General features: G+C 62.0%; 8 protein-coding genes and 5 pseudogenes. 3 read left to right on the top strand and 10 right to left on the bottom strand.

Annotated elements, in window-relative coordinates:
• Positions 1-10 precede the first annotated feature (10 nt).
• The 9 genes and pseudogenes from narI to V5B44_RS26715 form a co-directional block, all read right to left on the bottom strand.
• Positions 11-742: a respiratory nitrate reductase subunit gamma gene (gene narI, locus V5B44_RS13910; protein ID WP_434735466.1), complete on the bottom strand. Its 732-nt coding sequence runs from the start codon at positions 740-742 to the stop codon at positions 11-13.
• A 560-nt stretch (positions 743-1,302) separates the two neighbouring features.
• Positions 1,303-1,488: a hypothetical protein gene (locus V5B44_RS13900; protein WP_332359627.1), complete on the bottom strand. Its 186-nt coding sequence runs from the start codon at positions 1,486-1,488 to the stop codon at positions 1,303-1,305.
• A 12-nt stretch (positions 1,489-1,500) separates the two neighbouring features.
• Positions 1,501-3,039, bottom strand: a pseudogene (gene narH / locus V5B44_RS13895) (nitrate reductase subunit beta).
• A complete protein-coding gene (locus V5B44_RS13890; RefSeq protein WP_332359625.1) occupies positions 3,036-3,569 on the bottom strand; it encodes a molybdopterin dinucleotide binding domain-containing protein in 534 nt (177 codons plus the stop codon). Before V5B44_RS13890 ends, narH begins: the two are co-directional and overlap by 4 nt.
• Positions 3,484-6,606 (bottom strand): nitrate reductase subunit alpha, encoded by a 3,123-nt coding sequence (locus tag V5B44_RS13885; protein WP_332359624.1) that lies wholly within the window; start codon positions 6,604-6,606, stop codon positions 3,484-3,486. Before V5B44_RS13885 ends, V5B44_RS13890 begins: the two co-directional genes overlap by 86 nt.
• Positions 6,599-6,832, bottom strand: coding sequence for a hypothetical protein (locus tag V5B44_RS13880; RefSeq protein ID WP_434735465.1), 234 nt, complete (start codon positions 6,830-6,832; stop codon positions 6,599-6,601). The genes V5B44_RS13885 and V5B44_RS13880 overlap by 8 nt, the downstream gene beginning before the upstream one ends.
• Positions 6,816-6,860, bottom strand: a pseudogene (locus V5B44_RS13875) (hypothetical protein); the annotation flags it as partial. The gene V5B44_RS13880 and the pseudogene V5B44_RS13875, both read right to left, overlap by 17 nt.
• Before the next feature lie 80 nt (positions 6,861-6,940).
• Positions 6,941-7,612, bottom strand: a pseudogene (locus V5B44_RS26720) (MFS transporter); the annotation flags it as partial.
• A gap of 92 nt (positions 7,613-7,704) precedes the next feature.
• Complete coding sequence (locus V5B44_RS26715; protein WP_434735457.1) at positions 7,705-8,136, bottom strand: hypothetical protein; 432 nt, start codon at positions 8,134-8,136, stop codon at positions 7,705-7,707.
• Between V5B44_RS26715 and V5B44_RS26710 the strand changes: the two genes are divergently transcribed.
• Positions 8,126-8,518 (top strand): hypothetical protein, encoded by a 393-nt coding sequence (locus tag V5B44_RS26710; RefSeq protein ID WP_434735456.1) that lies wholly within the window; start codon positions 8,126-8,128, stop codon positions 8,516-8,518. The two genes, V5B44_RS26715 and V5B44_RS26710, sit on opposite strands and share 11 nt — an antisense overlap.
• A 222-nt stretch (positions 8,519-8,740) precedes the next feature.
• Here the strand turns inward: V5B44_RS26710 and V5B44_RS13865 are convergent.
• Positions 8,741-10,014 (bottom strand): annotated as a pseudogene (locus V5B44_RS13865) (MFS transporter).
• Between the two features lie 280 nt (positions 10,015-10,294).
• Between V5B44_RS13865 and V5B44_RS13860 the strand changes: the two are divergent.
• Positions 10,295-12,100 (top strand): annotated as a pseudogene (locus V5B44_RS13860) (cytochrome D1 domain-containing protein).
• Positions 12,101-12,218: 118 nt separating this feature from the next.
• Positions 12,219-12,524, top strand: a complete 306-nt coding sequence (locus V5B44_RS13855; protein WP_332359623.1) for a c-type cytochrome — start codon at positions 12,219-12,221, stop codon at positions 12,522-12,524.
• Positions 12,525-12,707 lie beyond the last annotated feature (183 nt).

Genomic DNA, 12,707 nt, shown 5'->3' with positions numbered 1-12,707 from the left:
TCCGCGGAACTCAGACACCGGTGCCTGGTTGGCTCGGCAGATTGTGGCCGGCCGGCACGTTCAGGCGCCGGCTGCGCACTACCTGGTTTGGCCGGAAGAGAAAGCCGACCGTGGCAAAGCCGCTCCAGACATGAACCAGGCGACTGAATGGAAAGAGCAGGAAGATCGTCATGCCGAGGATCAGGTGAATCAGGTACGGCCAGTCCAGCAGCAGCAGCCCTTCGGCATGGGGGCGGAAGGTCACGATGCCTTGGGCCCAGTCACCCAGTATCAGCATCGCGCTGGCATCCGTGTGGCCGAACGAGTACGGCAGCGTGATCAGACCGATCACCAGTTGCACCCAGAGGATCACCAGGATCGCGATGTCGGTGCGATGACTGGTCAGACGAATTCGCGGATCAAAGAGGCGCCGGTGCAGCAGCAGGGTGAGACCGATGAAGCAGGCAACACCGGCCGCACCACCCGAGTAAATGGCCATGCGTTGCTTGTCCGGCGCGCTGATGAAGGGCTCATAGAGCCAGTGCGGCGTAAGCAGACCGACGAAGTGCCCGAAGAAGAGGAACAGGATGCCGATATGGAACAGGTTGCTGCCCCAGCGCAGCGTGCCGGTGCGCAGCAGTTGTGACGAGTCGCTCTTCCAGGTGTACTGATCGCGGTCGAAGCGCGCCAAGCTGCCCATGAAGAATACGGCCAGGCAGATGTACGGGTAGACGTTGAAGAAGAAGTTGTGCAGGTAGGACATGACGGGGTTCATGCGACGACTCCTGATTGCGGGTTAGCCTGGGCACTGGTCGCCCGCGAGAGGCCTTGGGGGGTTGCAGCGGTTGGACGACGTGGATCGCTTGCGTCTGGCCGGGCTGGCCCTGGCCCCTTACCGAACAGCCGTCGAACACCACCGGCTCGGCCCAGCTCTCGTCCAGCGACTCTTCGGCAACGGGTACGATCGGCCGCGCCTGCTCGCCGGCCAGGTCCAGCAGCGCGCCAAGCACGCTGGCGTAAGCGACTGTTGCGCCGCTGCAAGCGCACCGAAGAGGGCATTGAGGATGTGCGCCATCTCGCCGAGGAAGGCCTTTCGCCTCGGTCTGGCGGCTGGGTCGAGACGAATTCCAGCATCGCCGGCAGGTAGTCGGGCAGCTCGCCCGCGGCCAGGATCAGACCGGCTTGTCTCGTAGGTCTGGCCGAGATCGATCATCGCCGGGCCGCGCTCCCGCGAGTCGCCGTGAACATGCTCGAAGAGATGCAGCGAGGTGGCACGGCCGCGGTCGAAAAGCTCGACGTAAGTCAGCCTCGGTCTGCAGCGGGTCACTCGTGCTGCAGGGAGTCGATCAAGGCATCGAAGCTCTGCACAACGTAGGGCGACAGGGCGCACTCGTCACACAGCAGCGCGCGCATCTCCGGCAGATAGCCTCGCATGCAGCGCGTCGGGATAGCCGAGCAGGGCTGCCAAGCACGCGCAGGCTCTTCGACATCGATGGCCGGGGTGTTCAACGGCGGACATGGTCAAACCTCCGCCTTGATCGGAATGGTGCGCTTCTTCTCGCTGCCGAACAGACTGGTCTCGCTGGCGCCCTTCGGAGCAACCGTTGCCGAAGCTGAAAAGCCGCAGCCGCCGCGCACGCTGAAAGCGTTCTCGGCGTATTCGCGGTGCGTCGAGGGGATCACGAAGCGGTCTTCATAGTTGGCGATGGCCATCACGTGGTACATCTCCTCGACTTCGGCCTGGCTGATGCCCACTTGGGTCAACACTGCCTGGTTGAGGCGCCCGTCGACGTGCTTTTCGCGCTGGTAGGCGCGCATCGCCAGCATGCGCTCCAGCGCGCGCTCGACCGGCATGGTGTCGCCGGCGGTCAGCATGTTGGCCAGGTACTGGACCGGAATGCGCAACTGCTTGACATCGGGAATCTCGCCATTGCTGCCCACCTGTCCGGCGTTGACGGCGGCGCTGATCGGCGACAGCGGCGGCACGTACCAGACCATCGGCAGCGTGCGGTACTCGGGGTGCAGCGGCAGAGCGACCTTCCATTGCACCGCCATCTTGTAGACCGGGCTATTGCGCGCGGCTTCCATCCACTTGTCGGGTATGCCGTCGATGGCCGCCTGGGCGATGACCTTGGGGTCGTGCGGGTCGAGGAAGATGCGCAGCTGCGCCTGGTACAGGTTGCGGTCGTGTTCGGTACTGGCCGCCTCTTCAATGCGGTCGGCGTCGTAAAGCAGCACGCCCAGATAGCGGATGCGACCGACGCAGGTCTCGCTGCACACGGTTGGCTGGCCGGCTTCGATGCGCGGAAAGCAGAAGATGCACTTCTCGGCCTTGCCGCTCTTCCAGTTGTAGTAGATCTTCTTGTACGGGCAGCCGCTGACGCACATCCGCCAGCCGCGGCACTTGTCCTGGTCGATCAGCACGATGCCGTCCTCCTCGCGCTTGTAGATCGACCCCGAGGGGCACGACGCCACGCAGGCCGGGTTCAGGCAGTGCTCGCACAGCCTGGGCAGGTACATCATGAAAGTGTTTTCGAACTGGCCACAGATGTCCTTCTGCGCCTGTGCAAAACCGCCGTCGAAGTTCTTGTCCTTGCTCCGCCCGGAGAACTCGCCGCCGAGAATCTCCTCCCAGTTCGGGCCCCAGACGATCTTGTCCATCTGCTTGCCGGTAATCAGGCTGCGTGGGCGGGCCGTGGGCGCCGCCTTCATCTCGGGCGCCGACTGCAGGTGCCCGTAGTCAAAGGTGAACGGCTCGTAGTAGTCGTCGATCTCCGGCAGGCTGGGGTTGGCGAAGATGCGCATCAGGAGCTTCCACTTGGCACCCTGGCGCGGCTCGATACTGCCGTTTGCCTTGCGTACCCAGCCACCGTTCCACTTGTCCTGGTTCTCCCATTCCTTCGGGTAGCCGATACCGGGCTTGGTCTCGACGTTGTTGAACCAGGCGTACTCGACGCCCGGGCGGCTGGTCCAGACGTTCTTGCAGGTGACCGAACACGTGTGGCAACCGATGCACTTGTCCAGGTTCAGGACCATTCCGATTTGAGCACGGATCTTCATGCGACTTCTCCCTGGGCTTGCACTGGGCGGACCAGTTCATCAGCGACCGGTGTGTCGAGCCAGTCGACCTTCTTCATCTTGCGCACGACGACGAACTCGTCACGGTTGGTGCCGATGGTTCCGTAGTAGTTGAAGCCGTAACTGAACTGCGCATAACCACCGATCATGTGCGTCGGCTTGAGCACGATGCGCGTCACCGAGTTGTGGATGCCACCACGCACGCCAGTGATCTCGGCCGCCGGCGTATTGACGATTTTTTCCTGCGCGTGGTACATCATCACCATCCCCGGATTGACGCGCTGACTGACGACCGCCCGCGCTGCGATGGCGCCATTGATGTTGAACAGCTCGATCCAGTCGTTGTCCACGATGCCCACGCTTTTCGCGTCGTCTTCGCTGATCCACACGCAGGGTCCGCCGCGGCTGAGCGTCAGCATCAACAGGTTATCGGTGTAGGTGCTGTGGATGCCCCACTTCTGGTGCGGCGTGATGAAGTTGAGCGCAATTTCCGGGTTGCCATTGGGCCTCATGCCCTGGATTCCGGCAGTGGTCTTCAGGTCCACCGGCGGCCGGTAGCTGGTAGAAGCCCTCGCCGAAGGCGATCATCCACGGGTGATCCATGTAGAACTGCTGGCGACCGGTCAGCGTACGCCACGGGATCATCTCGTGCACGTTGGTGTAGCCGGCATTGTACGAAACGGTTTCAGACTCGATGCCGCTCCAGGTAGGCGAGCTGATGATCTTGCGCGGCTGCGCCTGGATGTCGCGGAAGCGGATCTTCTCGTCTTCGCGGTGGATCGCGAGGTGCGTGTGATCCAGTCCGGTCTGCCTGCCCAGAGCCTCCCAAGCTTTCACCGCGACATGGCCGTTGGTCTCGGGTGCCAGCATCAGCACCACCTCGGCGGCGTCAATATCGCTCTCGATCTTCGGCATGCCGCAGCTCACGCCTTCGGCGCTCACCAGGCCGCTGAGTTCGCCGAGCTGCCGCACTTCCGTCTGCGTGTTCCAGGCAATGCCCTTGCCGCCATTGCCCACCTTGGCCATCAGCGGGCCGAGCGCGGTGAAGCGCTTGTAGACGTTGGGGTAGTCGCGCTCGACGACCTGCAGATTCGGTGCCGTCTTGCCCGGAATCAGTTCGCAATCGCCGCGCTTCCAGTCCTTGACCGCAAAGGGCTGGGCAAGCTCCGACGGGCTGTCGTGCATCAGGGGCGTCAGTACCAGCTCCTTTTCGACCCCCAGGTGACCGACGCACACTTCGCTGAACTTCCTGGCGAAGCCCTTGTAGATCTCCCAGTCGCTCCTGGCTTGCCAAGCCGGGTCCACCGCGGTGGACAACGGGTGGATGAACGGGTGCATGTCGCTGGTGTTGAGGTCGTTCTTTTCATACCAGGTGGCGGTGGGCAGCACGATGTCGGAATACAGGCAGGTGGTACTCATACGGAAATCGAGCGTGACCAGCAGGTCGAGTTTGCCTTCCGGCGCCTTGTCGTGCCACACCACTTCGCCCGGCTTGGCCACTTCGGCACCGAGATCCTTGCCCTGTACGCCGTTGCTGGTGCCCAGCAGGTGCTTGAGGAAATACTCGTGACCCTTGCCGCTGGAGCCGAGCAGGTTGGATCGCCAGACGAACAGGTTACGTGGCCAGTTGTCCGGGTGATCGGGATCGGTGCAGCTCATTTTCAGCGATCCGTCCTGCAACGCCTTGACCGCATAGTCCCTGGGGTCCATACCGGCGTTCGCCGCATCGCGCACCACCTGCAGCGGATTGGTCTGCAACTGCGGCGCACTCGGCAACCAGCCCATGCGCTCGGCACGCACGTTGTAGTCGATCATGCTGCCGCCGTACAGCTTCTTGTCGGCAAGTGGCGAGATGACTTCGTCCATGCCCAGCTTCTCGTAGCGCCACTGATCGGTGTGCGCGTAGAAGAAGCTGGTGCTGTTCATCTGACGCGGTGGGCGGATCCAGTCGAGCGCAAAAGCCAGCGCCGTCCAGCCAGTTTGCGGCCGCAGCTTTTCCTGCCCGACGTAATGCGCCCAGCCCCCACCGCTCTTGCCAATGCAGCCGCACAACATCAACATGTTGATGACGCCGCGATAGTTCATGTCGCTGTGATACCAGTGATTCATCGCCGCACCGATGATCACCATCGACCTGCCCTCGGTCTTGTCAGCGTTATCGGCGAACTGGCGCGCGACAGTGATCACCTGATCACGCGGCGTGCCGGTGATCCGCTCCTGCCAGGCCGGGGTATAGGGCGTGTCATCGTTGTAGGTGCTGGCGGCCAGTTCGCCGGCCAAGCCGCGTGCGACGCCGTAGTTCGCTACCTGCAGGTCGAACACGGTGGCGACCAGCGCTTCGACCTGCTCACCTTTCTGACCGAGGGCAATGCGTTGCACCGGCACAGTGCGCACCAGCACGTCGCCGCTCTCACCCTTGAGGACGTTGTTCGGGAAATGTTCACTGGCGATGCCCCCAAAATACGGAAAGCCGACCTTCGCCGTCTCCTTATCCGGGGCCTCACCCTCGAGCAGCGAAAGCTTCAGCTTCACGTCACTCCCCTGTTGCGCCTCCTTGGCTTCGAGGTTCCACTGCCCCTGATCGGCACGACCATCGGGACCCCAGCGGAAACCGATGGCACCGTTGGGCAGCACCACCGCACCGCCTTCGTCAAAGGCCACCGTCTTCCATTCGGGGTTGTTGGCCTGACCGAACTGGCCGTCGAAATCCGACGCGCGCAGATAACGATCGGGAACGAGAATCTTCTCGCCGCTCGGCAGAGCGTGTTCCTTCAGCATCACCAGCATCGGCAGGTCGGTGTAGCGGCGCGCGTAATCGTCAAAATACGCACTGCGCTTGTCGAAATAGAACTCCTTCAGGATGACATGCCCCATGGCCATGGCCACGGCGGCGTCGGTTCCCTGCTTGGGATGCAGCCAGATGTCGGAGAGCTTGGCGACTTCGGAGTAGTCGGGCGTGACGGCGACGGTCTTGGTGCCTTTGTAGCGTACCTCGGTAAAGAAGTGCGCGTCCGGTGTACGCGTCTGTGGCACGTTGGAACCCCAGGCGATGATGAAGCTGGAGTTGTACCAATCGGCCGATTCGGGCACGTCGGTCTGCTCGCCCCACACCTGCGGGCTGGACGGTGGCAGGTCGCAGTACCAGTCGTAGAAGCTCATGCAGACGCCGCCGATCAGGCTCAGATAGCGGCTGCCCGCGGCATAACTGACCATCGACATGGCCGGAATCGGCGAGAAACCGACTGACGCGATCCGGTCCGTGCTTCTTGATCGTGTAGACATTGGCTGCAGCAACGATCTCGTTGACCTCATCCCAACTCGCGCGCACGAAGCCGCCAAGCCCGCGTACGCTCTGGTACTCGCGCCGCTTGGCGTCGGATTCGACGATGGAGGCCCACGCCTCCACCGGGGCTCTTGATTGAGGCGCGCTACACGCCAGCTCTTCAGCAGGCGGCCGCGGACCAGCGGGTACTTCACTCGGTTGGCGCTGTAGAGATACCAACTGTAGCTCGCCCCACGCGCGCAGCCGCGCGGCTCATGGTTAGGCATGTCCCAGCGGGTGCGCGGGTAGTCGGTCTGCTGGGTTTCCCAGGTGACGATGCCCCCCTTTGACGTAGATCTTCCACGAGCACGACCCGGTGCAGTTCACGCCGTGCGTCGAGCGTACGATCTTGTCGTGCGCCCAGCGGTTGCGGTAGGCGTCTTCCCAGGTACGATCCTCGCCCTGTGGCGACGCCGTGGCCGTCGGAGAAGGTTTCCCGCGGTTGGGAGAAATAGGTCAGTCGATCGAGAAAGTGGCTCATGCGGTTTTCCCAGAGGGTTTACGTTGGAATACAGACAGGTTGGAATACAGGCGGCAGACGAGAATCAGGGCATCGAACAATCAGGGGTTCTTGACGTAGGCATTGGCGCGCAGGTAGAACCACCAGTTGAGAACCAGGCACAGCGCGTAGAAAACGGCGAAGCCGTACATCGCGAACTGCGGCGTGCCGGCCTTGATCTGTGCGCCGATCACCACCGGCGCGATGAAGGCGCCGTAGGCGGCGATCGCCGACGTCCAGCCGAGCACCGGGCCGGCCTGCTGGCGGTCGAAGATCACTCCGATGGGTGCGGAAGGTCGAGCCGTTGCCGATGCCGGTGGCGAAGAACAGGACGATGAACAGGCCGAGAAAAGCCGGGAAATACTGCTCAGGCGTGGCCGATCCGTAAGCCTGCATCATCACGTAGCCGACGGCTGCCGAGGCGACCACCATCACCGCGGAGATCACCTGGGTGACGATCGAGCCACCGAGCTTGTCGGAGATCCAGCCGCCGATGGGGCGTACCGCAGCGCCGACGAAGGGGCCGATCCACGAGTAGGTCAGCGCCGATGGTGAGTTTGGGATTCTTCAGCGTGTGCTGCAGCACGCCGTTGGCGTCGGGAACGTGGCTGATGCCGAAGATCACCGTGATCGACAGCGGCAAGCGCCATCGAGAAGCCGATGAACGAGCCGAAGGTCACGATGTACAGGGCGGTCATCGACCAGGTGTGCTTGTTGCTGAAGATCGCAAACTGCTTAGCGACGCCCTCCTTCATTTCACCGAAGGCGGCGAGCCGCATCACCAGCAGCGCGCAGACGACGTCCAGCGGGATGGCCACCCACATGCTCAGCAACGCCCAGGCCCGTGGGCTGGCGGCAGATACAGATAGAGCATGAAGATGGCCGGCACGAACGCCAGTGTGTACAGGTAGGTGATCTTGGCGAACGCGACAATCGCGCTGCCGGTGGCAGGCGAGACCGTCTTCAGGTTGTTCATGCCGAACCAGCAAAGAATTGACAGCGGCACCAGCGAGAACACCCAGGCAAAGCCGGCGTTCTGGATCCAGGTCGGTGTGCCGGCGGCGATCTTGCCGAGGATCCAGCCGCTGTCCTTCACCAGTGTCATCGGCTCGCCGCCGAATGCGCCCAGTAGGCCGACGGTCATCACCAAGGGAATGACGACCTGCATCGTCGTCACTCCGAAGTTGCCGAGGCCGGCGTTCAGGCCCAGCGCGGTGCCCTGCAGACGCTTCGGGAAGAACGTGCTGATGTTCGACATCGAGCTGGCGAAGTTGCCGCCGCCGACACCCGACCATAGCGCCATGAGCTGGAAAGCCCACAGCGGCCAGTCCCTTGTGCTGCAGCGCGATGCCGGTGCCGATGGCCGGCGCGAGCAGCATCGCTGTGGTCAGGAAGATGGTGTTGCGCCCGCCGGCCAGGCGAATCAGGAACGAGGCTGGAATACGCATCGTCGCGCCGGAGATGCCGGCGATCGCGGTCAGCGTGAACAGTTCGGCCTGGGTAAACGGGAAACCCAGGTTCAGCATCTGCACGGTGATGATGCCCCACATGCCCCAGACGGCGAAGCCGCACAGCAGAGCGGGCACCGAGATCCACAGGTTGCGGTAGGCGATTCGCTTGCCCTGCGACTCCCAGAATGACGTGGTCTTCGACATCCCACTTGGTAATGTCGGCGAAGCTGTGGCCGGCCGTTCCCTTCGCGGTAGCCGCTTGTTGCTGATTATTCATCTTGATTCCAGTTTCCGGTTTTCCGGGGATCGACAGGCGGTGCACTCGATTCGCTGTTCGCAGTCACGGCATCCTGCACCGCGACTCGTAACTGCGAACGAGAGTGGCCTTGGCGGGCTGCTGTCGGGTTTTAGTTAAGGTGGCACCGGCGCGGCTGCCGGATGCTTGCTGCTTTCCGCCGCGCTCATTGGCCGCACTTCGGCGAAGTACATCCACATCAGCGAGACCCAGACGATGCCGAACATCAGCATGAAGGCCGAGGAACGCAGGCCGGTCAAGTCGACCAGCGCGCCGAACAGGATCGGCAGGATAAAGCCGCCCATGCCGCCGGCAAGGCCGACGATGCCGGATACGACGCCGATGTTGTGCGGGTAGTCGTCCGAGATGTACTTGAACACCGACGCCTTGCCGATCGCGAAAGACATGCCCATGGTGAACATGATGATGGTGAACAGCGTCGCATTGAGCCCGATGTGAAAGGTCTTCGGCCCGGACACGGTGTGGATCGTGAAGTCGCTCTGCGGGTAGGAGAGAAAGAAGAGACACACCAGCCCGACCCAGAGCACCCACCAGGTGACCGAATGCGCACCGTACTTGTCGGAGAACCAGCCGCCGATGGCGCGCAGCAAGCCGCCGGGGGATGCTGAAGCCGGCGGCCAGCAGCGCCGCCGTCTTGAGGTCGAAACCGTACTCGCTGATGTAGTACTTGGTCATCCACAACGACAGCGCCGACGTAGCCGCCGAAGACGATGGAGTAATACTGGCTGTATCGCCAGACAGTCGGATCCTTCAAGGTCATCAACTGCTCTTTGACCGTGACGTGCGAAGCGCCCGCGCTATGTTCTGCGTCGGTATAGGTGAAAACACCAGAAGAATACCGCCGTGATCAGCATCAACACGGCATAGAGTCTGCGGCACCCTCTCCCAGCCGTAGGCGACGACGATCGTCGGTGCAACGAGTTTGGTGACCGCAGCGCCGGTATTGCCGACGCCGAAGATGCCCATGGCCAGCCCCTGGCGGTTCCTCGGAAACCAGCGCGCGCAGTAGGCGATGCCGACGGTGAACGAACCGCCGGCGACGCCGACGAACAGGCCGGTGACCAGGAAGTGCCAGAATTCGGTGGCCCGAGAAATCAGCCAGATCGGAAAGACGGTGCTCAGCATCAGGACGAAGGAACACGATGCGGCCGCCGAAGCGGTCGGTCCACATCCCCAGCGGCAGTCGGATCAGTGAACCGGTGAGAACCGGCATCGCCACCAGAATGCCGAACTGCGTTTCATTGAGGCCCAGCGACTGTTTGATCGGGATGCCGATGACGGCGAACATCATCCAGACCATGAAACATACCGTGAACGAGGTAGTGCTCGCCGTCACCACCGACCATTGCTTGAACTTCTCCGATGCCACTGCGCGCCCCTCGCGATTGACGGTCTCGACACCGATCTGTCGCGTCGAGATTCCGAGAGCCAGTCTAGGCCGGCGAAACGGCCTAAACTTTGATGTGGATTAAGAAAAAACCGGAGACCGCCGGCGCCGCTCCGCCGGGCCGGTCGGCCAGCGGTGCGAACGTGGACCGGGCTGATGTTCGCCCACTAATTTGACGTGGATCAACGACCGATTGCTTTGCTCGGTGATCCAATATTGGCGTTATTGCTGGCGCCACGTACCGGGACCGCCCTGTGGGCCAATGATATTCATGCCTGCAGGCTGCGTGGGCTTTCGGGTCGAGAAGTTCGCCAAATCAACGGAGGGAGGAAAAATGAAGCAAATGCGTGTAAAGAAATGGTCCGTGGCCTTGTCTGTGATTGCCCTGGCAATAACGAACCTCAATGCGCAGGAAACAAAACCCGAAAAGGTCAAGGCAGTTGAAGAAGGCGGCATGCAGGTCGGTGGTACGTCGCCGGTCGGCAACGTCGAGATGATGCAGGCACTGAATCCGAAGTCGCCGGCAATGAGCAAGGAAGAGTTCGAGATCGGCAAGAAAATCTATTTCGAACGTTGCGCAGGATGTCACGGGGTTCTGCGCAAGGGCGCCACCGGCAAGCCCCTGACGACCGACATCACGCTGGATCGCGGTACCGAATATCTAAAGATATTCATCAATTACGGCTCACCGCAAGGCATGCCGAACTGGGGTAGTTCCGGCACTCTGACCGAGAAGGAAGTGGACATCATGTCGCGCTACGTGCAACACGAGCCGCCGACACCGCCGGAGTATGGCCTGAAGGAAATGAATGCGTCGTGGAAGCTGCTCGTTCCGCCGTCACAGCGCCCGAAGGTCAAGATGAACAATATCGATCTCGCCAATCTCTTCTCGGTGACGCTGCGCGACGCCGGCAAGATTGCGCTGATCGACGGCGCTAGCAAGAAGATTCTCGACGTGATCGACACTGGCTACGCGGTGCACATTTCGCGCATTTCGAAGTCGGGTCGTTACCTCTATGTCATCGGCCGCGACGCCAAGATCGTGCTGATCGACCTGTGGATGGAAAAGCCGGCGCCGGTTGCGGAAATCAAGGTCGGCCTGGAAGCCCGCTCGGTTGAGACTTCGAAGTACAAGGGCTACGAAGACCGTTACGCAATTGCCGGTACCTATTGGCCGCCGCAGTACACCATCATGGACGGCGATACACTGAAGCCGCTCAAGGTCGTGGGCACCCGTGGCATGACTTCGGATACCAACGAGTATCACCCGGAGCCGCGCGTTGCCGCCATCGTCGGTTCGCACTACCGTCCGGAATTCCTGGTCAATGCCAAGGAAACCGGCATGGTGCACATGGTTGATTACACGGACCTCGAGAACCTCAAGGTCAAGATGATCAAGACGCCGCGCTTCCTGCATGACGGTGGTTTCGAGTCGACCGGCCGCTACTTCATGGATGCCGCCAACGCTTCCGACAAGATTGCCGTCATCGATACCAAGGATGGCAAGCTCGCTGGTGTGGTCTCGGTCGGCAAGACGCCGCACCCGGGGCGTGGCGCCAACTTCGTTCATCCGAAGTTTGGCCCGGTCTGGGCAACGGGTCACCTGGTGACGAAACCGTTTCGCTGATCGGTACCGATCCGAAGAAGAACCCGCAGAACGCCTGGGAAGGTAGTACAAACGCTCAAGGGCGCAGGCGGCGGTTCGCTGTTCCTGAAGACGCATCCGAAGTCCAGGAACCTGTGGGTCGACGCACCGCTGAATCCTGATCCGGCGATTTCGCAATCGGTTGCCGTATTCGACATCAACCAACTCGACAAAGGCTTCGAGCTCCTGCCCATCGCCGAGTGGGCCGGCGTCAAACCAGGTGCCAAGCGGGTGGTTCAGCCAGAGTACAACCGCGCTGGCGACGAGGTCTGGTTCTCGGTCTGGAGCAGCGGCAGCGAGGAGTCGGCGATCGTCGTCGTGGACGACAAGACGCGCAAGCTCAAGGCCGTCATCAAGGATCCGCGCGTGGTCACGCCGACCGGCAAGTTCAACGTCTACAACACACAGAACGACGTCTATTGAGCAGTGGCAGCGGCCGACCGGGCAGCGCGCCCGGTCGGCCGCTGCCCGATCTTCCCACCGCTGCCCCTCGGGCGTAACCCGAGGGTCTCAACCCCACCATTTCAACGGAGCAAGAACCATGCAAGCGATCCCTCTCCTCCTGCTGGCCACCGCCAGCCTCCTGTCGGCTGGCGCTGCCCAGGCGGATGAAGCCCTGGCGAAATCCAAGAACTGCCTGTCGTGTCACGCAATGGACAAGAAGGTCGTCGGTCCCTCATACAAGGACGTCGCCAAGAAATACACCGCCAACGACGAAGCGATGCTGGCCGAAAAGGTCATCAAAGGCGGCAAGGGCGTCTGGGGCCCGGTACCGATGCCGCCGAACCCGTCGGTCAAGCCCGAGGAGGCGACCAAACTGGTCAAGTGGATCCTCAGCCAGAAGTGACCCAGGGGACGACAGGGAAGGTCCCCGACCGCTCCTGACGCATCAGATGGCGAGAAAAGCGCCTACAAGGGGTGCTTTGGCGCCGAGCGGATGGTGCGACTGGTTGAAATATCGACCAGCGGCAACTCGGTCGGCTGGCCCACCGGCTCCCTGGCCTGATACATCGCTCGAAGACCGCCATCA

The sequence above is a fragment of the Candidatus Accumulibacter necessarius genome (assembly GCF_036625085.1).
The sequence above is the reverse complement of the archived record's forward strand: the minus strand, read 5'-3'. Positions and strand labels throughout refer to the sequence as shown.

Excerpts from the sequence above, each read along its gene's own strand:
- V5B44_RS26710 (WP_434735456.1), top strand. The coding sequence starts at position 8,126 with ATGTTCGACATCGAGCTGGCGAAGTTGCCGCCGCCGACACCCGACCAT.
- V5B44_RS13885 (WP_332359624.1), bottom strand. The coding sequence starts at position 6,606 with ATGCCTAACCATGAGCCGCGCGGCTGCGCGCGTGGGGCGAGCTACAGT.
- V5B44_RS13890 (WP_332359625.1), bottom strand. The coding sequence starts at position 3,569 with ATGAGGCCCAATGGCAACCCGGAAATTGCGCTCAACTTCATCACGCCG.
- V5B44_RS13855 (WP_332359623.1), top strand. The coding sequence starts at position 12,219 with ATGCAAGCGATCCCTCTCCTCCTGCTGGCCACCGCCAGCCTCCTGTCG.
- narI (WP_434735466.1), bottom strand. The coding sequence starts at position 742 with ATGTCCTACCTGCACAACTTCTTCTTCAACGTCTACCCGTACATCTGC.
- V5B44_RS26715 (WP_434735457.1), bottom strand. The coding sequence starts at position 8,136 with ATGTCGAACATCAGCACGTTCTTCCCGAAGCGTCTGCAGGGCACCGCG.